Raw genomic sequence first — 23,405 nt, forward strand, 5'->3', positions numbered from 1 at the left:
TTTTCCGGCCCTCAATCTGGCCGGAGATCGGTTCCCATGCAAGGCCACTGCGCAGAATTCGCCGCCATGGGCGATTTCGGTTTTGCGGTCAGGCGGCCGAGCCCCGATACTCGGCCACGGTCCAACAGCGAAGAGGGAGAAGCGAATCATGGCCGGAGAAATCGAGGCGCGGCTCGAGGAGTTGGGCATCCTGCTGCCGGCGCCGGCGGCGCCGCTGGCGGACTACGTGCCCTATGTGCAGGTGGGCAGCCTGCTCTACGTCTCCGGCCAGCTTCCGCTCGGCGGCGACCGGGTGATGGCCGGTCAGCTCTCCGCCGCCGACCACTCCGAGGGCCCGCCCGCTCCCGGCTCGCAGCTCGCCGAGGCAATCGAGGCGGCGCGCATCTGCGGGGTCAACCTGATCTCGCAGGTGAAGGCGGCGACGGGCGAGCTCGACCGGGTGCGCCGCGTCGTCAGGCTCGCCGGATACGTCAACTCCGACGGCACCTTCGCGCAGCAGCCGATGGTGGTGAACGGCGCTTCGGCCTTGATGGGGCAGGTGTTCGGCGAGGCGGGGCGACACGCCCGCTCGGCCGTCGGCTGCGCCGGGCTGCCGCGCGGCGCCCTGGTCGAGGTGGAAGGCATCTTCGAGATCGCGTGACATCACGGCACTGGCAAGCGGGCCGAAACGTGCCATCCTAGCGGGGAGAGACGCAGCAGCCGGGCCACATCGATGACCACGCCCAACCTCATCCTGACGCGCCTCGTCGAGGATCCGCGCGACCGCTCGGTCGCCGCCATCCTCGAGGCGATGGCGCGCGCTCTGGATGCCGGGGCCGAGGTCGAGCCCGAGCCCGAGCGGCGCGACGCCGCCACCCGGGTGATCCGCAGCGGCCCGCTCAGGCTGCCGCGCCGCGCCGACCTGTCGCTGGCCGAGGGCGGGCGCACCCTGTTCTGCCGCGTCGAGAGCCGGCTCGGCCCGCCGGGCGATGCCACGGTGGTCCGCACCGCGGACGGGTTCTCCGCCGAGATCGGGACCTTCCGCTGGGAGGCGGCCGAGGTCACGCTGCGCGCGGCGCAGGCCGAGCTGAACTGGACGCCGCTGCGCAGCTGGTTCCTCGAATGGTTCCTCAGCCGGCACACCGAGCTGGCGCCCGAGCTGCTCGGCGCCGTGCACAGCATCGGTGGGCCGCGCCGGGTGAGCGGCGGCTGGTCGCTCACCGTGGACTTCGGCTCGGCCCCGGTGGCCTGCGTCACCGAGCTGGTGCAGGCCCTGGCCCGCACCGGCGCCCAGAGCATGGTGATCGGTCACGCGTGAGGCGGGCCGAGGTCCGCCGCCTCGTCCACGTCGGCCAGCGTCGGCGCGAAGCCGACCTCGAGCGGCGCCAGCGTGCGCAGCGTGTCCGCGAGCGCATGCGGCGAGGACCAGCGGACCCCGCGGAACAGGCCGGCCGGGGTGGCGCGCGCGCCGCGCCTCAGCCCGATCATCCAGTAGCCGCCGTCGACGGCGGGGCCGAGCACGGCCTCGTTGCGGCCGAGCAGGCGAAAGCCCTGGGCGATGTGCGCCGCGCTCACGCCCGGGATGTCGGCGCCGACGATCAACACCGGGCCGGGCGGCATGGCGGCGAAGGCCCGGCCCATGCGCGCCCCCAGATCGCCCGGCCCCTGCGGCCAGCGCGCCGGCCTCGGCGGCCAGACGCGGCTGGCCAGCCCGGCGCGGTCCGGCGTCACGGCCAGCACGGTGCGCCAGCGGCGATCGCGCCCGACCGCGCGGATCAGCCGTGCCGCCTGGCGGCGGAACCACCATGCGGCCCCGACCGGGCCGAGGCCGCGCGCCAGCCGCGTCTTGACCCGCCCGGGCCGCGGCTCCTTGAGGAAGACGACCAGCGTGCGCTGCACCGGATCTCACCACAGGGCGGGCGCGTATCGCCCCGCCTGCAAGGACTGCGCCCCGTCCGGCCCGCCCGGCCGGCCCGGCTCGAGGCGCTCGGTCCGCTTGCATGAAGGACGGACGCTCCGCCGCGCCAAAGCGTTCGCAGATGCCGCGATGTTTGCGGCGTCCGGCCTATCGGGCTCCTCGACCGTCACAAACCGGGTCGCGACGTCGAGCGCATGCAGCGAGTCGCACAGTTGCGGCACACAATACGACGGACCTCCGTGTATCGGGCCGGGGCCGGTAATGACGTGCACGAGGGAAAGGCGGCACATTTCATCTTGAGCAGCTTCGCAAGACGTGCCGAAAGTTGCCCATGCGATCGACCCTGCGTCAAGGCGGCTCGGGCCGCGCCGCCGCGGGCAACATGGTCTCTCGCACCGCAGCAGGCCAAATCAAATCTGAGTTGACGCATTGGCACGTCTCACGTAATCCAAATTTGTTCTAGACGTGCGCGTACGTTCAACTTCAAAGGGATGGACCGGCAGATTGAACCTTCACTCCCAGGACGGCTCGTCGCCCGACGCCGAGGATCGTCGGCTGCGAGTTCCGGTCCGCAAATCCCAGTTGGTGCACGCGCCGATTAAATCGGGCGACGGCGACGAGATCGATTTCGCGACGCTTCTGCGGGTCGTGTCGTCGCGCAAGGGCACGGTGCTGGCGTGCATGGCCGCGTTCCTCCTGCTCGCCGGGGTCTACGCCTATACTGCGACACCCCTCTACACGGCGACGGCAAATCTCGTCATCACGCCGAAGCAGCAAAACCTGCTGAACCTGCAGGAGGTGGTTCCGGGACTGTCGACCGATTTCCAGACCATGAACACCGAAGTGCTGGTGCTGGAGTCGCGCACGCTGCTCGGCCATGTCGTCGACACCTTGTCGCTGACCAAGGACCCTGAATTCAATCCCGGACTCCGCCCCAAGCCGGCGTGGAAGGACTGGACCGGGTACAATTACGTCGAAAATCACATCAGCAATCTGATCGACAAGACGTTCGGTTCGGGCAAGAAGTCCGGTGCTCCTCCCGCGACCGAGGGTCCGCGCGCGGTCGCGGTCGACATCCTCGGCCAGCTGCTCGACGTGCACCTGGTGTCCGACACCTACGCAATTGAGGTCTCCGTGGCGGCGGACAGCGGGCCAAAGGCGGCACGCATCGCCGACAAGATCGCGCAGCTCTACATCACGCAGCAACGGGACGACAAGCTCGTCGCGGGGGACCATGCGCTGGTCTGGCTCGGCAAGCGCGTTGCCGAACTGAAGAATCAGCTCCAGGCGTCCGAAAGCAAGGTCCGGAACTATTCCGCCAAATCGACGGTCATGACGGAACAGGGCCTGGCTCTGGAAATCGAGAAGCTGAAGCGCCTGAAAGACGAGCTGGCGTCCAAGACCGACAAGGCGACACAGCTGCATGCCCGCATTGATCGCCTGGAGACCCTGCGCGCGCAGGACAAGTTCGACGAACTGGCGAGCTTTGCCGTGGACTCGCGGCTCAGCAGCCTCGCCGGGCAGCTGGCGCAGGGTGGCAATACCGCCCTGAGGGAGCAATTCTCCGCGGTGTTCGAGCAGCGCGTCCGGCAGCTCGGAGCGGACGTCGATCGGGTGCAGCGGCAGATCGCCTCGCTCAAGGACGGCATCACCAGCCTCGAGTCGGACCTGCAGACGAACTCCAGCGATTTCGTCAAGCTCAATCAGCTCCAGCACGACGCCGAAGCCAACAAGCTCATCTACGAGAACACCCTGGCGCGCATGAAGGATATCTCGGTGCAGCAGGGCGTGCAGCAGGCGGACGCGCGGATCCTGGACGCGGCCAAGGTTCCGCTCGCGCCCTCGCATCCGCACAAGGCTCTGGCGTTGGGGGCGGGAGGCGTCTTCGGCGCCCTCGTCGGCCTGTTCATTGCCTTCCTTTCGCAATCGCTGCGCAGCACCATCGAGTCGTCGGAACAGCTGGAAGCGGCGACCGGGCTGCCGGTGATCGGAATCATCCCCGAGGCGCGCTCACGCCGCCCCGACGGACCACTCAGGCACATCATTCAAAAGCCCGCCTCCCCGGCAGCGGAAGCCGTCCGAAATCTGCGCACGACCTTGCAGCTGTCCAATATCGACGCGCCGCCGCAGGTGATCATGACCACCTCATCGGTGCCGGGCGAGGGCAAGAGCACTTTGTCGGCGGCCCTGGCCCAGACCAACGCGGCGTCGGGCAAGCGCGTGCTGCTGATCGACGCCGACCTGCGCCATCGCACGCTGAGCCAGTTCTTCCACTCGGACAAACCGGTCGGTCTTCTGTCGCTGTTGAGCGGGGCCGCGTCCCTGGACGAGGCGATCGTCCATGACGAGCCCGCCCAGATGGACATCCTCTTCGCCGACGAGGGAAGCGTGACCGCGGGCGACATCTTCGGGTCGCGCCGCTTCGTGTCGTTCCTGAGCGACATGCGCCGGGTCTACGACATCATCGTCATCGACACGCCGCCCGTGCTGGCCGTGTCGGACACGCGCATCGTCGCCCAGCACGCCGACGCGATCGTCTATCTCGTGCGCTGGAACGCCACCAAGCTGCGCATGGTGCGCGCCGGGCTCGAGGCGCTGCGCCACGTCAATGTCGAGGTCGGCGGGCTGGTGCTGAACCGCATGAAGGCAAGCGGTTCCGAGCAGTACGGCTATTACGGCGGCAGCTACACCTAGCCTCACCTGCGATCGCGCCGGCCGGACCCGCGGCGCCCCGGTCCGCCGGGCAGGGACAGCGGCGGGGCACCGCGTCACAGCCTACTCGCGGGCCTCCGAAAGGGTCTCCCGGGCCTGCCACAAGATCACCGGCACCATGAGCAGCGCGCCCAGCGGATCGGCCCACCACCAGCCGAACGCCGAATACAGGCCCACGCCCAGCAGCAGCGAGAACGAGAGCCAGGCGCAGACCCAGGTCTCCGCCGCGTCGGCCTCGAGCGCGCGGCTGTTGATCCGGCGCCCGACTCGCGTCTTGGCCCGGGCCAGCATCGGCATCACCACCAGCGACGCGCAGGCCAGAACCAGACCGACGAGCGACTGCTCGGGCGCCTCCCGCAGCGCGATGCTCGAGAGCGCGCCATAGAGCACATAGGCGCAAAGCGCGAAGAAGGTGGCCGAGACGGCATAGAGCGCCTTTCGCTCGGCGGCGCCGTGCTCGGCCGCCGCGGCGCCGGGCGTGGCACGGTACAGCCGCCACAGCAGGCCGGCCGCCGACACGATCTCGATCAGGCTGTCGAACCCGAAGGCAACCAGCGCCGTGCTGCCGGCGATCAGCCCGGCGCCGATCGCCACGGCGGCCTCGACCACGTTCCAACAGACGCTGAACCATTCAAGGCGCAAGGCCCGCCGATGAAGCTGTGCTTGGCTCGATGCAATCAAGGTCCTCGGCGCTCCCTCGCCCGGCTGCTTCCCTGCCCGCGTATACCGTCGCTCGCGCCCACAAGCAGCCCCAGGGCAAGCCAGCCCTCAATGGGCCCCGCAGGGACAGTGCGGCAGGTGGCTCAGGCCGCCGAGCTCGCGCATCAGCGCGCCCCAGTGCGGCGCCCGCACCCTGACCGCGGCAAGGGCCTGGGCGCAGTCGATTCCGGGGATCTCGCCATCGCGCATCACCACGCGGCCGCGCACGATCGCGGTCGAGACGTCACCGGCGCGGGCGTAATAGACCAGCGAGGCGATGCCGCCATAGAACGGCTGCAGGTGCGGCCGGTCCAGGTCGACCAGGATCATGTCGGCCTCGCGCCCCGGCGTCAGCCGGCCGATCCGCGCGCCCATCCCCATCGCCTCGGCCGCCCCCGCGGTCGCCAGCTCCAGCGCCTGCGCCGTGGTCAGGGCGTCGTGGCGGCGCTCGCGCAGGCGCACCGCATTGAGCGCGCCGCGCATCGCCTCGAACGGGTCGTTGAGCATCCAGTCGGTGGCCAGTCCGGTGCGGATTCCCGCACCCCGGATGGCGCACAGATCGGGGTAGACGCCGCGGCGCGGATAGATCGTGGCGCAATGCGCATAGCCCGCACCGCTCTCGGCCACCGCCGCGCGGTCGTGCGCGTCGGCGAAGGTCAGATGCGCCAGCACCCAGTCGGGGCCGAGCACGCCCAGCTCGGCCAGCCACGCCGCCGGCCCCAGCCCGTGCGCGGCGCGGATCGTCTCGACCTCGCTGGGCGACTGGGCGACATGGCAGTGCAGCCCGACGCCCAGGCGCCGCGCCTCGGCCGCCGCCTCGCGGTGCAGCCCGCCCGAGCAGGTGTCGGCCGCGTGCGGCCCCAGGCGCGCCGTGATCAGGCCGTCCCCTGCCCCGTGCCAGCGCCGCACGACATCCGCGCCCTGGCGCAGGCGGCGCTCTCCCAGTGCCGCGTCGCGGCGGTAGTCGCCCCGGGCCAGCCGCGCCTTGTCCACATCGACGATCTCGGTGGCCAGCTCCAGCCTCAGCCCGGTGGCCAGCGCCGTCTCGGCCATGGCGTCGGGGGCGTACCAGAAGTCGTTGAGCGTGGTGATGCCGGCGCGGATCATCTCGGCGCAGCCGAGCACCGCAAGCCGGCGCCAGTCGTCGGCCGAGACCCGCCCCTCGCCGCGAAAGGCGATGGTGTAGAGCGCAGCCCCGCCCGCGCCGTCATCGGTCTGGCTGCGAAACACGGTCGAGGCCGTGTGGCAATGGCAGTTGACGAAGCCAGGCAGCAGCGCCTGGCCGGGCCGCTCGATGCGCTCGCGCGGCGCCCAGCGGCCGGCCCGGGCGGGGCCGACATGCACGATGCGGCCCTCGCGCACCGCGACCTCGCCGTCCGGGATCACCTCGTGCGTGCCGTCGACCGGATAGACGAAGCCCGCGCGCACCAGAAGGTCCACGGGCTCGGGGCCTTGCTCGGCAGGATCTTTCGCGGCTGCGGAGGGCACTGGCGGACCGTCGCGGGGCTGGGAACCGGTGGCACCGGAACCCTAGCCCGGCCGCGGCGGATCAGCCAGTGCAATGTCGCGGGGGAGGGGCCGCCGGCCCGGCCGCTCAACTGCCGCGAAGATCGGCGAGCGTTACCCCGGTACGCGGCGGCTGCGAGGTCACCGCGTCCGCGATGGTCGCGATCTCGCCGCGCAAGAGGCCGATGTCGTTGAGCTCGCGGTCGCTCAGGCGGCTGAGCTCGCGATAGGTCTCGCGCGCCCGGCGCTCTCGCCGCACGCGCGCGGCGTGCCGGGCGAAGGCGGTGGCAACCGCGTGCCCGACCCCGAGGATCGAATCGCCCAGGACGTCGGCAGGTCCCCGGCGCGGCGCCTGCTGCGGTGCTGTTGGCGTGGCATAACTCCAGGTGTGTCTCATGTTCATGGTCAGTCTCCGTTCGTATCGACGGCCCGTGGCCGTCAGCGATGCGCCCCCTTGCGGGATCGGCCCGTCTGGGCGGGACCGGCCCGTCTGGCGCGGCGCACCAGGATTTGTTGCAATGCAGTAGATAAGCTCGCGGCGGCAGCCGGAGAACTGCGGCGCAAGGCAATCCAGCTTTGCGCTTTTGGCATGAGTCGCGCGCCGCGGCTGGCGCTTCGGGGGGGTCCGCGCCGGACCCGTTAACTCCTACAGTCCGACTATAAGAGTTAACCGTCTTTCAGGCCGCGCAGGCGTCGCGCGCGACTTTCGTAGGATTAACGGATTTGCTGCCAACCGTTATTAACACGGCCCCCCGCGTTAACGGCGTTAGCAGGCGCTAACGCGCCCCCTCGGCTGGCCGGGGCGGTCGCCGCCGCCTCCGGCCCGCGCCCGGAGAGACCGGGAGAGACCGGCAGAGGCCCGGGAGAGGCTTGGGAAGACCGGGCAGCGACCAAGGGGCACAGAGGAAGCCGGTCCGGCGCCGTCGGGCATCGCCCCGGCGCTCCGCGCTCAGCGCCAGCTCCAGTACTCGGCCAGGAACAGCACATAGACCGTGGAAAGCTCGAGCCGGCCCAGCAGCATGGCCGCGGTCAGGATCCACTTCGCCGCGACGGAGACCGAGGCGAAGGTGCTGGCCGGTCCCACCACCGGCCCCAGGCCGGGACCCGCATTCGCCATCGCCTGCGCGACGGCGCTGGTGGAGGAGAGGAAATCGAGCCCGGTCGCCATCACCATCGCCGAGAGAATCATGAACGTCATCAGGTACATGAAGAAGAAATTGCGCACCGAGCGCATGGAGTCGTCCTCGACGCGGCGCCCGCCGAAACGGATCGCCAGCGTCCGGTTGGGCGAGAGCACCAGCTTGAGGTTGTGGCTCACGCCCGAGACCAGAAGCTGCCAGCGGAAGATCTTGATCGCGCCCGAGGTCGAGCCGGCGCAGCCGCCGACGAACATCAGCGCGAAGAACATGCCCACGGCGAAGCTGCCCCAGGCAGAATAGTTGGCCGAGGCAAAGCCGGTGTCGGTGAGAACCGAGGTGACATTGAACGCCGAGACCCGCAGCGCGGTCCAGACCGGCATGCCGTTTTCGAGCACGTTCCACAGCGTGACCAGCCCCACGAACACCGCCAGGATCCCCAGGAGCGCCGGCACCTGGCGTTCCTGGTCGATCGACCCGCGCGGCCGCGTTAACAACACCCCATACCAGATCAACGGAACAGCACCACTCACCATAAAAACAATGCCGACAACCTCGATCGCCGGCGAATGAAAGTATCCCATCGACGCATCGTGGGTCGAGAAGCCGCCCGTCGAAATCGTCGCTAGGGCATGATTGATCGCGTCGAAGGCGCTCATGCCGGCAATCGCATAGGCGACGGCGCAGGCTGCAATCAGGGCGACATAGACCCCCACGGTCAGCACCGCCATCTCGTAGACGGAATAGGTCGGCTTGCCCGAGATATCGGACGACTCGGTGTGGAAGAGCTGCATGCCGCCGATGCCGAGCGCCGGCAGCAGAACGATCGCGGTTACCACGATGCCCGCACCGCCGATGCCCTGAAGCAGCGAGCGCCACAGCAGGATTCCCGGCGGCATGCGATCGAGCCCGACGAGCACCGTCGATCCGGTCGTGGTCAGGCCCGACATGGTCTCGAAGACGGCATCGGTAATGCCCAGATGCAGGCTCGAGAGCACGAACGGCACCGAAGCGAAAGCACAGATCGTCAGCCACGCCGTCACGGTCAGCAGATAGCCGGCGCGCCGCTCGACGCGCCAGTCCCGCGCGCGGCAGATGATCGCAAGGCAGCCGCCGGACAACCCGGTCAGGGCCGCCGAGGTCGCGAATGTCAGCCAGTCCGGGTTGCCGCTCACAGCGTCTACCAGCATCGGAATCAGCATGGCGGACGCGAGGACAAGGAGCAGCATCCCATTGATAAACGTGACGAATCGCAACGAGTCGCGCTGCATCGACACCTTCCCGTCCCAGTGCTTCGATGATCCCCGCAACAGACTGCCGCGCGTCGCTTCGCGAGCGCGCGGCAGGAGCGCATTCTTCACAGGCTCCGGGCTGCTGGCAACAGCAATCGATCCAGATAGCCGGCGGGCTTGGCGGCTGGACGACCTCCGCTGGCCGAAGGCGAGGAGGCCGCCCAGCCAAGGCCGCGCCACCAAGACAAGCGCCGCGCGGGCAAGGATCCCGTCTCGCGCGCCATGCCAAGCATCTCGGAGACAGGATCGCGACCGGTCTCTAGCCGCCCCGCTCGTAACGGCGGACCAGCCGCTCGGGCGCCACTCCGAGAAGGTAGAGCGCCAGCGTCGAGAGATTGCGCGCCCCGCGTCTGAGCCACCCCGCGGCAGCGTATCGCTCGGCCGAGGTGACAGCATCGCACGGCAGCGGCGCGAGCCGCGCGCGCCCCAGCCTTTGGGCAAGCGCCACGTCCTCCATCAGGGGGATGTCGGGAAAGCCGCCCGCGGCCTGGTAGACCGAGCGGCTGAGCAACAGTCCCTGGTCGCCATAGGGCAGCCCGAGGAACCGCGATCGCAGGTTGGCCCAGGCAGCCACCAGCCGCGGCCCCGGCCCGGCGCGGTCGAAGCGCAGACGGAAATAGCCGGCTTGTCCCGGCCGCGCGCCGATATGGGACAGCACGACGCCGGACCAACCGGGCGCCAGCACGGTGTCGGCGTGCAGGAACAGCAGCCATTCTCCGCGCGCCGCCCGCGCCCCGGCGGCAAGCTGCATGCCCCGCCCCCGCGGCGCCGTGACCAGCCGCGCCCCCAGCGCCTCTGCGACCTCGGCGATCCCGTCCGACGAGCCGCCGTCGGCGAACACCAGCTCGCGCACGACGCCCGCCATCAGGCCTTCCGCCAGCGCGTCGACGCATGGCGCGAGCCGCCCGGCCGCCTCCAGCGTCGGGATCACCACCGAGACCGGCGCGCGCATCCGCGAGCCTCAGGCTGCCGCGCGGGCGCGCTCGGCCAGCTCGACCAGGGCCAGCGCGCCGGCGCCCAGCACCGCGAAGCCGAGGAACAGCGGCTCGACCGAGCCGTCATAGGACTGCGCGATCACGTATCCCACCGGCATCGCCCCGAGCATCGAGATCGTGTTCACGACCGAAGCCGCCGTGCCGGCCAGATGGCCCAGCGAGTCGAGCGCCAGCGCGCTCAGGTTGGGAAACAGAACCGCGACCGAGAAGAAGATCAGCGCCATCAGGCCCATGAACACCCAAAACGGCGGCAACCCGTCGCCACGCGCGATCACCGTGGCCACGGCACCGACCGCGATCATCTGCATCAGCGCCAGCCGCACCAGGGTCCGCATGCCCACCCGCATCACCAGCCGGCTGTTGCCGACGCTGGCCAGCGCGAAGGCAAAGGCCAGCCCGCCGAAGGCCCAAGGGAACAGACGGCCCAGCCCGTAGCCATCCCCCAGCACCTGCTGCGCCGTCGAGAGGTAGACCACGAAGGCCCCGAACACCAGCGCCGCCGCAAACGTGTACAGCATGGTCGGACGCGTCCCCAGCACCTCCGCGAACGCGGCGATGACCGGCCGCGGGCTCAGCGGCCGGCGCTGCTCCGCGCTCAGGGTCTCGGGCACGGCGAGCGCGTACCAGCCGCCCGAGACGAGCGCCATCGCCAGATAGAGCCCGAAGATCGCGCGCCAGCCGGCCAGCATCTCGGCCCACTGGCCCAAGAGCGGCGCGAACATCGGCACCACCATGAACACGGTCATGACCAGCGACAGGATCCGCGCCATCGGGCGGCCCTCGTAGAGGTCGCGCACCACCGCCATGGCCACGATCCGCGGCCCCCCGGCGCCCAGCCCCTGCAGGAAACGGCCGGCGAACATGGCCTCGGGCGTGGTGGCGAACATGCCAATCAGGGTACCCGCGGTGAACACCGCCCAGCCCAGCATCGCCGTGCGCTTGCGGCCGATGCTGTCGGCCAGCGGCCCATAGGCCACCTGCGAAAGCCCCATGCCGAGGAACACCGTGATGACCACGAGCTGCCCTTCGTTGGCACTGGCGAAGCCGAGATCGGTGCCAATGGAATCGAGCGCCGGCAAGACCGCGTCGATGGTCATCGCGACGACCGAGGTCATCAGCGCGAGGAACACGACGAAGCCGGGCGGCGCGCGTCCCTCGGCGCGCTCGGCGGGGCTGGGCAGGCTCATGGCTATCGATCCGTCAACGAACGCGGCCTTATAGCGGCGTGACGCTCGCCGCGCGATGCCTATATTTGAGGCAGGGACAGAAACGGAAGGCAAGGATGACCGAACTGCAAGGCTTCGTCGATACCGAGCGCAGCGTCCTGCGCATGGACGGACGAGATGCGCGAAGCGTGCTGCAGAACACCGTCACCAGCGACATCGAGAAACTGTCGCGTGGCGGGGCGCTGTACACGGCGCTGCTCACGCCGCAGGGCAAGTATCTGTTCGACTTCTTCCTGGTCGAAGCGCCGGGCGGCGCGATCCTGATCGACACGCCCTCGGCCAGCGCGGAAACGCTGGCGCAGCGGCTGAAATTGTACAGCCTGCGCCGCGACGCGCGCATCGTCGGCGCAGCGGGACTTGGCGTCGCTCTGGCCTGGGGCGGCGACGGCGCGCCCGCCGCAGGCGACGGGCTCGTCGTCCGCGACCCGCGCAGCCCCGCGCTCGGATGGCGCCTCTATGCGGCCGATCCAACCGCCGCGATGGCGGCAGCCGGCGTTACCCCGATTTCGCGCGCGGCCTGGCGCAGGCTGCGCATCGAGCACGTGGTCCCCGAGTCCGGTGTCGAGTTGGTCCCCGAGGAGACCTTCATCCTCGAGGCAAACCTCGAGGCGCTGAATGGCGTCGACTTGCGCAAGGGCTGCTTCGTCGGGCAGGAGGTCACGGCACGCATGAAGCACAAGACCGAGCTGCGCCGCCGTCTGGTGCGGGTGCGCGTCGAGGGCGTGGCCCCGCCGGGCACTCCGGTGACGGCGGACGGCAAGCCAGCCGGAACGCTGTTCACCCAGGAAGGCGGGCATGGGCTGGCGCACCTGCGCCTTGACCGCGCCCGCGGACCGCTCGCGGCCGGCGCGGCCCGGGTGATCTACGAAGGGTGACCGGATTCGGCGTCGAGCAGCGCCCTGAGGCCCTCGCGATAGCTGGGATAGGCCAGCTCCACCCGCAGCTCGTTCTTGATCCGCGCGTTCGAGACGCGCTTGGACTCGGCGTAGAACGAGCGCGCCATGGGCGAGAGATCGGCCTCCGCGAAGGGCACCTCCGGGGGCACCGGCACGCCGAGAAGCTCGGCCGCATACGCGATCACGTCCTGGGGCGGCGCCGGCTCGTCGTCGCACACATTGTAGATGGCGCCCGGATGCGGCCGGATGATTGAGGCTTCGAGCACGCGGGCGATGTCCTCGACATGAATGCGGCTGAACACCTGCCCCGACTTGACGATGCGTCGCGCCGTCCCGGCGCGCACCTTGGCGAACGGGCCGCGCCCGGGCCCGTAGATGCCGGCGAGGCGGAAGACGTGCACCGGCAGGCCGGTGTCGTGCCGGTAGCCCAGCCATTCCTGCTCGGCGGCGACCCGCGCCTTGCCGCGCGTCGTCTCGGGATGGCATTCGGAGGTCTCGTCCACCCAGGCGCCGCCCCGGTCGCCGTAGACCCCGACGGTGGAGAGATAGCCGAGCCAGTCGAACTCCTCGGACCGCGCCGAGAGCGCCCCGGCGCAATGCATCAGCACCGGGTCGCCGCCCTCGCCCGGCGGGGCCGAGATGAGCACATGGGTGGCGAGATCAAGCACGCGCCCGCAACGCGCGGGCGGCCACAGCGCCGCTTCAGCCCCCGTGGCGCGGATCGCCTCGACGCCGTCGCGCTGGCGCGTGGTGCCGATCACTTGCCAGCCTTTCGGGATCAGCCGCCGCGCCAGCGCCCGGGCCGAATAGCCATATCCGATGCAGAGCAGAACCGGCATCCGTCACCTCAAGCCGGCCCAGGCGACGCAATCGCCGGCGTCGCGCCCTCGGCGGCGCCCAGGCACTTGGCCAAGCATTGCGCTATTGCACCAGCCGGATCAGCTTGCGCTCGAGCACCCGCAGCACGCGGCGCAGATCGCGCCCGCGCTCGAGGATGCGCCCGTCCATGCCGACCACCGAGTACCCCGGAAGCTGGCCCTCGCCGCGGGCCTTCTCGACCCGGTAGACCGGCTGTTCGCTCGACCCGCGCAGGATCGAGAATACCGCCCGGTCGCGACGATGGTCGATGGCATAGTCGCGGCAGTCGCCCGCGGCGACCATCCGGCCATAGACGTCCAGGATCAATGCGAGCTCACGGCGATCGAATGTGACCTCGGCGAGGCGCGCGCCGCCGAGGCTCGGGAAGATCCGCTCGAAGCTCATGACAACAGGATGACATTCGCCTCGCGCGGATTGCAAGCACGAACTGCGCGGCGCCGGTCTCAGTGATGCCGCTCCGGCGGCATGGTGTAATGGTCGCCCTGCAGCTCGACGAAATAGTCCGGCACATCCGGGTGCTCGACCGGGTCACCCGACTGATCCGCCTCGAGGTTCTGCTCCGAGACATAGGCCATGTAGTAGCTGGTCTCGTTCTCGGCCAGCAGGTGGTAATAGGGCTGATCCTTGCGCGGGCGCACCTCCTCGGGAATGGACAGCCACCATTCCTCGGTGTTGGCGAACTCGGGATCGACGTCGATGATCACCCCGCGGAAGGGGTGGATGCGGTGGCGCACCACCTGGCCGATCCGGAATTTCGCCTGCGCCCGCAGCACCTCGCGGTATCCTCTGTCCTGACATTTCATGGCCGTGCCTACTATCGCGAACATAGCACAGTGTCCATATTGCGGCACGGTGCGATTTCGACGCGGGACGAGGGGCATGGTCGAGCAGTTTCTGCAGGTTCTCCAGGTTATCGCGCCGGTCTTCCTGGTGGCCCTTGCGGGCTATGTCTGGGGGCGGCTGAAGCTGAACTTCGACCTCGAGTTCGTCACCCGGCTCGCGGTGAACTTCTCCATGCCGTGCCTGATCTTCGCCGTGCTGGTGAAGGTGAAGATCGACCCGAACGCCTTTCGCGACATCGCGTTGGCGGCGCTGGCAGCCTATGCGGCGCTCGGGCTCGTGCTCGGCCTCGGCCTGCGCGCCGCGGGATGGCGGCTGCGCACCTTCCTGGTGCCCGGCACCTTCGGCAACACAGGCAATATCGGCCTGCCGGTGGCGCTGTTCGCCTATGGCGAGTCCGGGCTGGCCTTCGCCATCGTGGTCTTCGCCATCATGGCAATCCTGCAGTTCACCGTCGGGGTCTACGTGGTGGCCGGCACGGGCCAGCTGCTCCACGTGCTCAAGCAGCCCCTGGTCTACGGCGCGGTGCTGGGCGGGCTGTTCGCCTTCGAGGGCTGGCAGGTTCCAGCCTGGGCGCTGAACTCGCTCGACCTCGCGGGCCAGATCGCCATCCCGGCAATGCTGCTGACGCTGGGGTTCTCGATTGCCAACCTCTCGGTCAGCGAGGTAGGGCGCGCCATGCAGTTCTCGCTGGCAAAACTGGCCGCGGCCGCCGCGGTCGCCGTCGCCATCGCCTGGGCTTTCGGGCTGCACGGCGCGGCGCGCGGCAGCCTGGTTCTGCAGCTCATCATGCCGGTGGCGGTGACCAGCTATCTGCTGGCCGAGCGCTACCGTGCCGAGCCCGAGAGCATCGCCGGTGCCGTCGTGATCTCAACCCTCATCGCGGCCGTTGCCGTGCCCGTCGCCCTCGCCTTGCTGCTTTAACCAAAGATTTTGCTCCCCTGCTCGAAGTTTTTCTGCTATCCTGTTGGAAAAGATGAACATCGGGCAGAGATCGTAACAGGCGGACGAAGCTGGGGCAGTGAAGGCGTTCGGGCAGTTCAATCCTGCGTTGCGGCCGGTTGTGGGCGCCGTGTTGCTGGCGCTCTTGGTCAGTTCGTGCTCGTCGGCGCCGAAGGGCCCGCCCAGCGCCGTCAACGACATCTGCGCCATCTTCGAGCAGCGCCCCGACTGGCGCGATGCGGTCGTCGCCTCGGCCCTGCGCTGGGGCGCGCCGATCGAGGTGCAGATGGCGATCCTGTGGTACGAGTCCCGCTTCCGCGCCCAGGCGCGCCCGCCCGAGCGCTATACGCTGGGCTTCATCCCGGCGGGGCGCGCCTCCTCGGCCTACGGCTATCCGCAGGCCATCGACAGCACCTGGAACTGGTACCGGCGCGACACCGGCAACCGCAGCGCCGACCGCGACAACTTCAAGGACGCGGCCGATTTCGTCGGCTGGTACATGGCCAAGACGGTGCAGATGGACGGCGTCTCGAAGTTCGACGCCTTCAGCCACTACATCGCCTATCACGAAGGCCACACCGGCTTCCTGCGCGGCGCCTGGCGGGACAACCCGGCGATCCAGGCCGTGGCCAGCCGGGTCGCAGACCAGGCCGCGCACTACCGCGGCCAGCTGCGCAACTGCCCCGGCACCTATGCTGCGCTTCTCACACCCCGAGGTGGTGCCTAACCCAGCGCCGGCTGCGTCTGGCGGCGCGGCGCACGCGGCCCGAGCGCTCGTCGATGCGCCGCTCGATCTCATCCACCGCCGGGTCGACATGGGTGTGGAAGGCCAGGACCAGCAGCCGCCAGGCGAGCAGCACGGCCAGCACCAGGAGTGTCACCACGATCAGGTCGAACCAGGGAAACAGCTTCTCGTGCGGGCCGGTGGCCGGCCGTAAGGACAGGGCATTGGGGTACATCGAGAACATCGGGATGCGCCAGCCGTAATGGCGCAGCACGACCCATTTTGGCTTGTCCGCGGTCGAAGCAAGGTCGCTCGCCTTCGCCGCGAGATCCGCCGTGTCGAACTTGAAATAGGGTGGCCAGCCCCAGCCGGTGTCCTCGTTGCGATAGACCCTGGCGGCGCCGCCGGGCGTCTTGGCATAGATGAACCGCACGTCACGGCTGCGGGTGACCGGCTTGCCCTGGGCGTCGGTCGCCTGCACGTCCTGGCGCACCACGTCAGTGCCGACGATCCGGACCACGTCGCGCTGGGGCAGGTTGTAGTCGAGGAACCCCGCGACCACCGCGAGCGCCACGATCCAGACTGCGATCTTCACGCGGCCCAGCGTCATGCGGGACACCCCCGGCCCATCGCGCGCAATCGCGCCGATAGGACTCGCAGCTGCCTTGTATGCATCGGTCGCTCCTTCTCGCCCGGCAATCTAGGGGCCGGGATTGCCCGGCGCAAACGGCGGACTTTCGCGATGCCTCGGCCCGCTCATCGCAGGGTCAGCAACAAGAGGTTCGACAGCTTTCCCGTCGCCTCGGGAGAAAGCGCGCCACAGTTGGTCTCGGCGCCGGCCTGGGTGCGCCGGCAGAAGTCGTAGGAACCCATGTCGAGGTTGATCGCCATGTCGGGCGCAAGCGCCGCGTCGATCGCAACAGCCGCGTCGCGCAGCGTCATCGCCACCGGCGTCTGCCACACCCCGAAGCCATCGGCATTGGCGAACAGCAAGCGCCGGACATGGGCCGGCGCGCTCTCCTGCTGCGTCACGTCGACCTGGCCGTCTGAGATGAGCAGATGGCTCTGCATCACGGAGAGGCCGCGCGCGGCGGCCGCCTTGATGAAGGCGCTGCGCTGGTCCAGCTCGCGCAGATCATAGACGGTTGCGCCAAGGCGCACCCGCTCGCGGTGCTGCAGATCGGGCTGACCGCTTTCGGGATCGATCACCAGAACCCCGTCCATGTGCGCGAGGTTGCGGTTGATCACCTCGCCCCGGCGCAGGAACAGGCCCACGGGCTTGTGCGCCCCGCTCGTCCGCGTCCCGGTGCCTGTGTAGGTCCCTGTTACCACCAGCCGCAGCCCTTCGGCCGGGGGCCGGGACAGCGGCAGGTCGTCGGGCAAAAGCTTCAGCGAGATGCGCGCCGCGCCCCAGCAGCTGTGGAACAGGAGCCCTCCGCCCGCCGCCGGGCAGGCTGCCTCAGCGGGTCGGGCGATCAGCGTGAGCAGCAGTGCCAGCGCCGCAAGGCGAAGGATCATCCCGCCCTCATCCGGGCGACATCCCCCTGATCCGCTCGGACCGGCGCCGCAACAGCTCCAGCGTGGTCAGCATGATGATCGAGATCGTCACCAGGATCGTTGCCACCGCCAGAATGGTCGGCGAAATCTGCTCTCGCAGCCCCGTGAACATCTGCCAGGGCAAGGTCCTTTGCGCCGCCGAGCCGACGAACAGCACGACGACGACCTCGTCGAACGAGGTGATGAAGGCAAACAGCGCGCCCGAGATGACGCCGGGGATGATCAGCGGCATCTGCACCCGGAAGAAGGTGGTCACCGGCCCGGCCCCCAGGCTGGCCGAGGCGCGCACCAAGGATCGGTCGAAGCCCACCAACGTCGCCGTCACCGTTATGATCACGAATGGGGTGCCCAGCGCCGCATGAGCGAGCACGACGCCCCAATAGGTGCCCTGAAGCCCGATGCGCGAGTAGAAGAAGTACATCCCGGCCGCCGAGATGATCAGCGGAACGATCATCGGCGAGATCAACGTCGCCATGATCGCGCCGCGATAGGGCACGTGGCTCTGGCTCAGGCCGATCGCCGCGACGGTGCCCAGGCTGGTGGCGAGCAGAGTGGCCATCGGCGCGATGCGGACCGAGTTCCACAGCGCCTGCTGCCAGCTGGGGTTGGTGAAGAAGTCCCGGTAGTGCTTGAGCGAGTAGCCCGACGGATCCAGCGCCAGCATCTTCGCGGTGAAGGTGAAGTAGTCCTCGGCGTTGAAGCTCAGCGGGATGATGACGATGATCGGCAGGATCAGGAACAGGAAGACCAGCGCGCAGATCACGCGGAACCCGTAATACCAGGCGACCTCGCCCTTGGTTGCATATGGCGGCAGCGCGGCCATCGTCTTCCTCCTAACCGAGCTTCACGTTGGCGACGCCGACCATGCGGTCGTAGACCCAGTAGAGGATCATCACGACGAACAGCAGGATCACGCCCAGCGCCGCCGCCAGCCCCCAGTTAAGACTGGTCGAGATATTGTATGCGATCCGGTTCGAGATGAAGATGCCCGAGGTGCCGCCGACCAGTTCCGGCGTGATGTAGTAGCCGACCGCCAGGATGAAGACGAGAATCGAGCCGGCCCCGATGCCGGGCACGGTGTTCGGGAAGTAGACCCGCCAGAACGCGGTCCAGTTCGTTGCGCCCAGCGACTTCGCCGCACGGACATAGGCCGGCGGCACGGTCTTCATCACCGAGTAGAGCGGCAGGATCATGAACGGCAGCAGGATGTGCGTCATGGCCACCACCGTTCCGGTGGCGTTGAACATCATCTGCAGTCGGTGGTCGTTGCTGACCAGCCCGATCTTGACCAGGATATCGTTGATCACGCCCTGCTGCTGCAGCAGCACGATCCAGGCCGAGGTGCGCACCAGCAGAGAGGTCCAGAATGGCAGCAGCACCATGATCATCAACAGGTTCGAGGTCCTCAGCGGCAGGTTCGCCAGAAGCCACGCCACCGGATAGCCCAGCACCATGCACAGCACGGTGATCAGCACCGAGAGGATGAAGGTGCGCGCGAACAGCTTGCGATAGATGCGTTCGAAGGCCGGCTTCTGCTCGAGACCGTTCGGCCCGTAGTGCAGGTCCATCGCGTCGAGGAAGTAACCGGCGGTATAGTAGCCGTCGAAGTGCTTGATGACCCGCCAGGTGCCGATCTTGCCCCAGCCCTTGTCGACCTTGATGAACTGCTCCTTGTAGTTGCCGGGCGTCATCCGCTCGACCGGTCGCACCTTGCGGAACAGGCTGGACATGCCCGAGGACTCATAGTTCAGGCGCGTTCCCACTTTGGTATTGGTCTTGTCCTTGGCGGCCTGCACGAGGTCGTCATGCAGCGCGGCGTAAACCTTCTCGCTCGGAAGCTTGCCACTGTCCGGATTCCAGTTCGAGAGCGCGGCGACAGTCTTCGGCAGGGTCTCCGGCACGATCGTGTTCTGGACCGAGCGGAACAGCATGTCCGCGATCGGGGCGAGAAAGGTGAGAACGATGAACAGCAGCAGCGGCGCGATCAGCAACAGCGCGCGCATCTTCTCGCGGCGCAGCGCCCGCGCCAGGCTGACGCGCAGCGGTGTCCCGTCCGCGGCCCGCAGCGGCCCGCTGTCCTGCGTAGGCCCTTCGCCGCCCGCCGCCGTGCCACCGGTCACGTCCGCACTGGTCATCGCACCACTCCCTTCCGGTCGGCCCGGCGGGCCGGAGAGCGGGGGCGCGGCCGCGCCCCCGCCGGTCGCACTCAGGTCCTTACTGGATCAGCCAGGCCTGGAACTTGGCGTCGAGATCGTCGCGATGATCTGCCCACCACTTGTAGTCATAGTGGAAGGCGGTCTTCGCGTTCTCCGGGTTCGTCGGCATCCACGGCTTCATGTCGATCTTGAACACCTTGCTGTACCCGACCAGGGGCTGCGACGAGGCGCGGGCCGGGCCGTACGAGATGTACTGGGCCTGGTCGGCCAGCCGCTGGGTGTCCGTGGCGAACCGGATGAACGACTTGATCGCCGGCAGATCCTTCTTTTTGACGCCCTGGGGGATGATCCAGCCGTCGAGATCCATCATCTCCATGTCCCACAGCGTGGCGATCGGCTGCTTGTCGACCACTGCGGCATTGAAGATGCGGCCGTTGTAGGTCGAGCCCATCACAACCTCGCCGTCGGCGAGCCGCTGCGGCGTCTCGGCGCCGGCCGACCACCAGATCGTGTCCTTCTTGATCTTGTCCAGCTCCTTGAACGCCTTGGCGAGGCCCGCATCGGTGCCGAGCACGTCATAGATCTTGTCGCGCGGCACGCCGGCGCAGGCCAGTGCCCACTCCAGGTTGTTGATCGGCCGCTTCTCGAGGCTGCGCTTGCCCGGGAAGTCCTTGGTGTCGAACAAAGCGCAGATGTCCTTCGGCGTCTTGCCGTGCCAGTCCTTCACGTCGGTGCGATAGCCGATGAGCGTCGAGTAGACGATCTCGGGGATGAAGCAGGGCGACTGCAGTGTATTGCCGAAGTCCTGCTTGGCCGGGGTGCCGTCGGGCGCCGGCTTGGCCCATTTGTTGATGTCGATCTCCATCGCGAGACCTTCGTCGCAGGCACGAATCGCGTCCGAGATCACGGCGTCGACGATATCCCAGGTGACGTTCCCGGCCTCGGCCTGGGCGCGCATCTTGGCAACCGCCTCGTTCGAGGCGCTCGTCTGCACGATCGTCACGTTGGGACAGGCCTTCATGTAGGGCTCGTAATACGCCTTCTTTTGGCTGTTCTCGTAGGCGCCGCCCCAGGAAACGATGGTCAGCTGGTAGTTACCCTGGGGGCACTTCGGCCCCGAATCGGCAGCGCTGGCCGGCGACGCGTGCATCAGCACGGCGGCAGCCAGCGCGCCGATGACCGACACGGTGATCCTTGGAAGCATCTTCTCCTCCCTGATTCCGCCGGGTTGCCCCGGCTCCACTGACCCGGCACCGCGAAAGGCCGGGCCGGTTACACGGTGGCTCCGCCTCCGGAGCCCGCCGATCTTTGGCCGCGCGCCTGCCTCAACGGGCGTCGAGCGCGCGGCAATCATCGGTGACCCAGCCGATCGGTGTGGTCGCCCCCACCTGGAGCGCCGCGCGGGCGTGGCTGTTGGGAACCTTGACGATGAACTCGTCGTTGCTGGCCACTTCCATCCGGCAGCGGATGTGGTCGCCGAGATAGATCAGCTCGACCACCTTGCCTTCCATCAGGTTGGGCGCCGACTCGTCGCCGAGGATCACGCGTTCGGGCCGGATCGAGAGCATGGTCTTCTCACCGGCCGAACCGCAGCGCACCGCCTTGGCCTGGACCCGGATATTGCCGCCCAGGTCGACACCTGCGACCTCGCCGTTGACCTCGGTCACGGTGCCCCACAGCTTGTTGTTCTCGCCGATGAACTGGGCGACGAAGGCGTTCTCCGGCTTCTCGTAGAGCGTGGGCGGGTCCGCCAGCTGCTGGATGCGCCCGTCGTCGAAGACGGCGATGCGGTCCGACATGGTCAGGGCCTCGGTCTGGTCGTGGGTGACGTAGACCACGGTGACGCCCAGGCGTTGGTGCAGGTGCTTGATCTCGAACTGCATGTGCTCGCGCAGCTGCTTGTCGAGCGCGCCGAGCGGCTCGTCCATCAAGACGAGGTCGGGCTCGAACACCAGCGCCCGTGCCAAGGCGATGCGCTGCTGCTGGCCGCCCGAGAGCTGCGCCGGCCGCCGGCCGCCGAAGGCGCCCATCTGCACCATGTCCAGCGCCTTCTGCACCTTCTGCTTGATATCCGCCTTGCCCATTTTGCGGACCTCGAGCGGGAAGGCCAGGTTCTCCGCCACCGTCATGTGCGGGAACAGGGCGTAGTTCTGGAACACCATGCCGATGCCGCGCTTGTGCGGCGGGATGTTGTTGATGGCGCGCCCGCCCAGCTTGATCTCGCCATGGGTGGCTGTCTCGAAGCCGGCCAGCATCATCAGGCAGGTGGTCTTGCCCGAGCCCGAGGGGCCCAGCATCGTCAGGAACTCGCCCTTGCCGATGCCGAGGTTGAGATCTTTGACGACCAGCGTCTCGCCATCGTAGCTCTTCTGGACGCGCTCGAATTCGACGAAGGCGCCATTGGCGGAATCGGCGGTCATGCGCTCCCCCGCAGTTTTGCTTTTTCTTCTCCGTACCTAGCCGGACCTAAGCACAGAACTTTCACCGGATACAAGTCCCGCTTACGGCGAATCGTCTGCCATTCGCGACGCAACAGGTCAGCGACCTTGTCCTAACGGGCTGGAATCGCGCACACATCCGCCGTGGCCGAATAGAAAAAGCGGACCGGCCAGGCCGGTCCGCAAGGTCTTGGTCAGGCGCGCGCTCAGTCGGCCAGCACGCGGAACTGCAGCCAGGGCGCGGTCTCCACCTGCCGGTGGTCGCCGCAGTCGAAGGTGACCTGCACCATCGCCCGGGCGCGGCCCGGCGTCATCCCGGGATCGACCCGAAGGCGGAAGGCGAGGTTCTGCTCGCCCTTGAGCGCCGGCATCGGTGCCAGCGCAGTCTGCGCCGCAAACCAGGTGCCCTTTGCGTCGACCATCCAGGCGGCCAACGCACCGGGCACGCAGTCGCCGCGCAGGGCGCTGACGGGCCGCCAGTGCAGCACCGTCCAGGCCCCCCGCGCGGCATCGTCCACCGAATGCCGGTTGCCCGGAAAGCCGAGCACCGGCGAACGGTCAGCCGCGAGGCCCCGCGTCACCTTGCCCTCGAGCCGCGTCACCGTGGCCTCGAGCGCGGCGAGCCCGCGCGTCTGCTCGCGGACCATCGCGGGCAGTGCGGCGAACTCGTGATAGGTATCGCGGGCCCAGATCGCGGCCCCGGCGAAGAACGTGATGAGCATCCATTGCTCCTTCAGGCGCCTGAGCGTCGCCCAGACGCCACCGACTGCAGCCTTCCCTGCCATCTCGGCTGTCATCTTGCCCCCTTCCGGGCCAGGGTTTCGGCCCGAGGAAGCTTCCCGGGAGAAGCTTCCGACGGACGCTCCCCGGTCCCTGCAGCATTGTGCTTTTCTTGGTTGCAGACGGGCGCGAGGCAGCCCCAGCCTCGGGCCACCCGTTCCGCTCGTCGCGGCCTTGCGGCCGCGGGCGCGATGATATTCGAACGGGGGTAAAAAAGCGTGAAGCTGCCGGCCGCCTCAGCCGGTATAGGTCTCGTCCAGGGCGTAGCCCACGGCGCGGACGGTGCGGATCGGGTCGCGCTGGGCGGGCCTGTTGAGCGCTTTGCGCAAGCGGCCGACATGCACGTCCACGGTGCGCGCATCGACATAGACCTCCCGGCCCCAGACCAGGTCGAGCAGCTGCTCGCGGCTGAACACCCGGCCGGGGCGCTCGAGCAGGCATTCGAGCAGGCGGAACTCGGTCGGCCCGAGCCGGATCTCGCGCCCCGCGCGCTTCACGCGGCGCACCTCGCGGTCGAGATGGATGTCGCCGAAGCGCACCACGTCGCCCGCAACCGCGGGGTGGACGCGCCTGAGCACCGCCTTGATCCGGGCCCCGAGCTCGGCCACCGAGAGCGGCTTGGTCATGTAGTCGTCCGCCCCGATGTCGAGCCCGCGCACGCGGTCCTCCTCCTCGCCGCGGGCGGTGACGATGATCACCGGCAGGTCGCGGGTGGCGGGTCGCGACCGGA

23 protein-coding genes and 1 pseudogene are annotated in these 23,405 nt (G+C 68.6%); 6 read left to right on the forward strand and 18 right to left on the reverse strand.

Translation table 11 applies throughout. The features are described 5' to 3' along the window. Positions 1-148: 148 nt before the first annotated feature. Both AC32QD_RS04855 and AC32QD_RS04860 read left to right on the forward strand, forming a co-directional pair. Complete coding sequence (locus tag AC32QD_RS04855; RefSeq protein WP_492009356.1) at positions 149-640, forward strand: RidA family protein; 492 nt, start codon at positions 149-151, stop codon at positions 638-640. 72 nt (positions 641-712) lie between these two features. Next, positions 713-1,297: a hypothetical protein gene (locus tag AC32QD_RS04860; protein ID WP_492009357.1), complete on the forward strand. Its 585-nt coding sequence runs from the start codon at positions 713-715 to the stop codon at positions 1,295-1,297. On the opposite strand, the gene AC32QD_RS04865 is transcribed toward AC32QD_RS04860, so the two are convergent. Further along, on the reverse strand, positions 1,288-1,878 hold the full coding sequence (locus tag AC32QD_RS04865; RefSeq protein WP_492009358.1) for a TIGR04282 family arsenosugar biosynthesis glycosyltransferase: 591 nt from the start codon (positions 1,876-1,878) through the stop codon (positions 1,288-1,290). The two genes, AC32QD_RS04860 and AC32QD_RS04865, sit on opposite strands and share 10 nt — an antisense overlap. A gap of 523 nt (positions 1,879-2,401) precedes the next feature. Here AC32QD_RS04865 and AC32QD_RS04870 point away from each other — a divergent pair. Further along, positions 2,402-4,591 carry a polysaccharide biosynthesis tyrosine autokinase gene (locus AC32QD_RS04870; protein ID WP_492009359.1) on the forward strand — a complete coding sequence of 730 codons (2,190 nt, stop codon included), beginning with the start codon at positions 2,402-2,404 and terminating at the stop codon, positions 4,589-4,591. An 81-nt stretch (positions 4,592-4,672) separates the two neighbouring features. Here the strand turns inward: AC32QD_RS04870 and AC32QD_RS04875 are convergent, their stop codons facing one another. From AC32QD_RS04875 to AC32QD_RS04900, 6 genes are all read right to left on the reverse strand, one after another. Beyond that, positions 4,673-5,290 carry a cation diffusion facilitator family transporter gene (locus AC32QD_RS04875; protein WP_492009360.1) on the reverse strand — a complete coding sequence of 206 codons (618 nt, stop codon included), beginning with the start codon at positions 5,288-5,290 and terminating at the stop codon, positions 4,673-4,675. Positions 5,291-5,377: 87 nt separating this feature from the next. Beyond that, positions 5,378-6,748, reverse strand: coding sequence for an amidohydrolase family protein (locus AC32QD_RS04880; RefSeq protein ID WP_492009361.1), 1,371 nt, complete (start codon positions 6,746-6,748; stop codon positions 5,378-5,380). Positions 6,749-6,902: 154 nt separating this feature from the next. Then, entirely contained in the window at positions 6,903-7,217 is a 315-nt protein-coding gene (locus AC32QD_RS04885; RefSeq protein WP_492009362.1) for a DUF1127 domain-containing protein, read from the reverse strand. Positions 7,218-7,763: 546 nt separating this feature from the next. Then, positions 7,764-9,311, reverse strand: a complete 1,548-nt coding sequence (locus tag AC32QD_RS04890; RefSeq protein WP_492009363.1) for a TrkH family potassium uptake protein — start codon at positions 9,309-9,311, stop codon at positions 7,764-7,766. Positions 9,312-9,501: 190 nt separating this feature from the next. Continuing rightward, entirely contained in the window at positions 9,502-10,194 is a 693-nt protein-coding gene (locus tag AC32QD_RS04895) for a TIGR04283 family arsenosugar biosynthesis glycosyltransferase (protein WP_492009364.1), read from the reverse strand. Positions 10,195-10,203: 9 nt separating this feature from the next. After that, a complete protein-coding gene (locus tag AC32QD_RS04900) occupies positions 10,204-11,424 on the reverse strand; it encodes a multidrug effflux MFS transporter (protein WP_492009365.1) in 1,221 nt (406 codons plus the stop codon). 95 nt (positions 11,425-11,519) lie between these two features. On the opposite strand from AC32QD_RS04900, the gene ygfZ reads away from it, so the two are divergent. Then, positions 11,520-12,338 carry a CAF17-like 4Fe-4S cluster assembly/insertion protein YgfZ gene (gene ygfZ, locus AC32QD_RS04905; RefSeq protein WP_492009366.1) on the forward strand — a complete coding sequence of 273 codons (819 nt, stop codon included), beginning with the start codon at positions 11,520-11,522 and terminating at the stop codon, positions 12,336-12,338. Here the strand turns inward: ygfZ and AC32QD_RS04910 are convergent. The 3 genes from AC32QD_RS04910 to hspQ form a co-directional block, all read right to left on the reverse strand. Then, positions 12,326-13,198 carry an SDR family oxidoreductase gene (locus tag AC32QD_RS04910; RefSeq protein ID WP_492009367.1) on the reverse strand — a complete coding sequence of 291 codons (873 nt, stop codon included), beginning with the start codon at positions 13,196-13,198 and terminating at the stop codon, positions 12,326-12,328. The two genes, ygfZ and AC32QD_RS04910, sit on opposite strands and share 13 nt — an antisense overlap. An 82-nt stretch (positions 13,199-13,280) precedes the next feature. After that, positions 13,281-13,622, reverse strand: a complete 342-nt coding sequence (locus tag AC32QD_RS04915) for a DUF2794 domain-containing protein (protein ID WP_492009368.1) — start codon at positions 13,620-13,622, stop codon at positions 13,281-13,283. Between the two features lie 59 nt (positions 13,623-13,681). Beyond that, a complete protein-coding gene (gene hspQ, locus AC32QD_RS04920) occupies positions 13,682-14,041 on the reverse strand; it encodes a heat shock protein HspQ (RefSeq protein ID WP_492009369.1) in 360 nt (119 codons plus the stop codon). A gap of 76 nt (positions 14,042-14,117) precedes the next feature. Here hspQ and AC32QD_RS04925 point away from each other — a divergent pair, with 76 nt between their 5' ends. Next, entirely contained in the window at positions 14,118-15,002 is an 885-nt protein-coding gene (locus tag AC32QD_RS04925) for an AEC family transporter (protein ID WP_492009370.1), read from the forward strand. 97 nt (positions 15,003-15,099) lie between these two features. Beyond that, positions 15,100-15,747: a transglycosylase SLT domain-containing protein gene (locus AC32QD_RS04930; protein ID WP_492009371.1), complete on the forward strand. Its 648-nt coding sequence runs from the start codon at positions 15,100-15,102 to the stop codon at positions 15,745-15,747. On the opposite strand, the gene AC32QD_RS04935 is transcribed toward AC32QD_RS04930, so the two are convergent. The 8 genes and pseudogenes from AC32QD_RS04935 to AC32QD_RS04970 form a co-directional block, all read right to left on the reverse strand. Next, positions 15,725-16,354 (reverse strand): DUF1523 family protein, encoded by a 630-nt coding sequence (locus tag AC32QD_RS04935; RefSeq protein WP_492009372.1) that lies wholly within the window; start codon positions 16,352-16,354, stop codon positions 15,725-15,727. The two genes, AC32QD_RS04930 and AC32QD_RS04935, sit on opposite strands and share 23 nt — an antisense overlap. Positions 16,355-16,500: 146 nt before the next feature. Beyond that, positions 16,501-17,262: a hypothetical protein gene (locus AC32QD_RS04940; RefSeq protein ID WP_492009373.1), complete on the reverse strand. Its 762-nt coding sequence runs from the start codon at positions 17,260-17,262 to the stop codon at positions 16,501-16,503. Positions 17,263-17,269: 7 nt separating this feature from the next. Further along, a pseudogene (locus AC32QD_RS04945) lies at positions 17,270-18,115 on the reverse strand (ABC transporter permease); the annotation flags it as partial. A gap of 19 nt (positions 18,116-18,134) precedes the next feature. Next, positions 18,135-19,436 (reverse strand): ABC transporter permease, encoded by a 1,302-nt coding sequence (locus AC32QD_RS04950; protein WP_492009374.1) that lies wholly within the window; start codon positions 19,434-19,436, stop codon positions 18,135-18,137. Between the two features lie 79 nt (positions 19,437-19,515). Next, complete coding sequence (locus AC32QD_RS04955; protein WP_492009375.1) at positions 19,516-20,661, reverse strand: extracellular solute-binding protein; 1,146 nt, start codon at positions 20,659-20,661, stop codon at positions 19,516-19,518. Between the two features lie 121 nt (positions 20,662-20,782). Then, the gene (locus tag AC32QD_RS04960) at positions 20,783-21,877 is read right to left on the reverse strand and encodes an ABC transporter ATP-binding protein (protein ID WP_492009376.1); all 1,095 of its coding nucleotides are present in this window, start codon (positions 21,875-21,877) and stop codon (positions 20,783-20,785) included. Between the two features lie 224 nt (positions 21,878-22,101). Beyond that, the gene (locus AC32QD_RS04965) at positions 22,102-22,617 is read right to left on the reverse strand and encodes a hypothetical protein (RefSeq protein ID WP_492009377.1); all 516 of its coding nucleotides are present in this window, start codon (positions 22,615-22,617) and stop codon (positions 22,102-22,104) included. A 294-nt stretch (positions 22,618-22,911) separates the two neighbouring features. Beyond that, positions 22,912-23,405, reverse strand: a 494-nt coding sequence (locus AC32QD_RS04970; RefSeq protein ID WP_492009378.1) for a winged helix-turn-helix domain-containing protein, incomplete at its 5' end; no start/stop codon positions are given.

The organism is Thermohalobaculum sp., assembly GCF_058622915.1.

Excerpts from the sequence above, each read along its gene's own strand:
- AC32QD_RS04855 (WP_492009356.1), top strand. The coding sequence starts at position 149 with ATGGCCGGAGAAATCGAGGCGCGGCTCGAGGAGTTGGGCATCCTGCTG.
- AC32QD_RS04960 (WP_492009376.1), bottom strand. The coding sequence starts at position 21,877 with ATGACCGCCGATTCCGCCAATGGCGCCTTCGTCGAATTCGAGCGCGTC.
- AC32QD_RS04860 (WP_492009357.1), top strand. The coding sequence starts at position 713 with ATGACCACGCCCAACCTCATCCTGACGCGCCTCGTCGAGGATCCGCGC.
- AC32QD_RS04900 (WP_492009365.1), bottom strand. The coding sequence starts at position 11,424 with ATGAGCCTGCCCAGCCCCGCCGAGCGCGCCGAGGGACGCGCGCCGCCC.
- AC32QD_RS04885 (WP_492009362.1), bottom strand. The coding sequence starts at position 7,217 with ATGAACATGAGACACACCTGGAGTTATGCCACGCCAACAGCACCGCAG.
- AC32QD_RS04925 (WP_492009370.1), top strand. The coding sequence starts at position 14,118 with ATGGTCGAGCAGTTTCTGCAGGTTCTCCAGGTTATCGCGCCGGTCTTC.
- hspQ (WP_492009369.1), bottom strand. The coding sequence starts at position 14,041 with ATGAAATGTCAGGACAGAGGATACCGCGAGGTGCTGCGGGCGCAGGCG.
- AC32QD_RS04910 (WP_492009367.1), bottom strand. The coding sequence starts at position 13,198 with ATGCCGGTTCTGCTCTGCATCGGATATGGCTATTCGGCCCGGGCGCTG.
- AC32QD_RS04895 (WP_492009364.1), bottom strand. The coding sequence starts at position 10,194 with ATGCGCGCGCCGGTCTCGGTGGTGATCCCGACGCTGGAGGCGGCCGGG.
- AC32QD_RS04935 (WP_492009372.1), bottom strand. The coding sequence starts at position 16,354 with ATGACGCTGGGCCGCGTGAAGATCGCAGTCTGGATCGTGGCGCTCGCG.
- AC32QD_RS04965 (WP_492009377.1), bottom strand. The coding sequence starts at position 22,617 with ATGCTCATCACGTTCTTCGCCGGGGCCGCGATCTGGGCCCGCGATACC.
- ygfZ (WP_492009366.1), top strand. The coding sequence starts at position 11,520 with ATGACCGAACTGCAAGGCTTCGTCGATACCGAGCGCAGCGTCCTGCGC.
- AC32QD_RS04940 (WP_492009373.1), bottom strand. The coding sequence starts at position 17,262 with ATGATCCTTCGCCTTGCGGCGCTGGCACTGCTGCTCACGCTGATCGCC.
- AC32QD_RS04955 (WP_492009375.1), bottom strand. The coding sequence starts at position 20,661 with ATGCTTCCAAGGATCACCGTGTCGGTCATCGGCGCGCTGGCTGCCGCC.
- AC32QD_RS04950 (WP_492009374.1), bottom strand. The coding sequence starts at position 19,436 with ATGACCAGTGCGGACGTGACCGGTGGCACGGCGGCGGGCGGCGAAGGG.
- AC32QD_RS04915 (WP_492009368.1), bottom strand. The coding sequence starts at position 13,622 with ATGAGCTTCGAGCGGATCTTCCCGAGCCTCGGCGGCGCGCGCCTCGCC.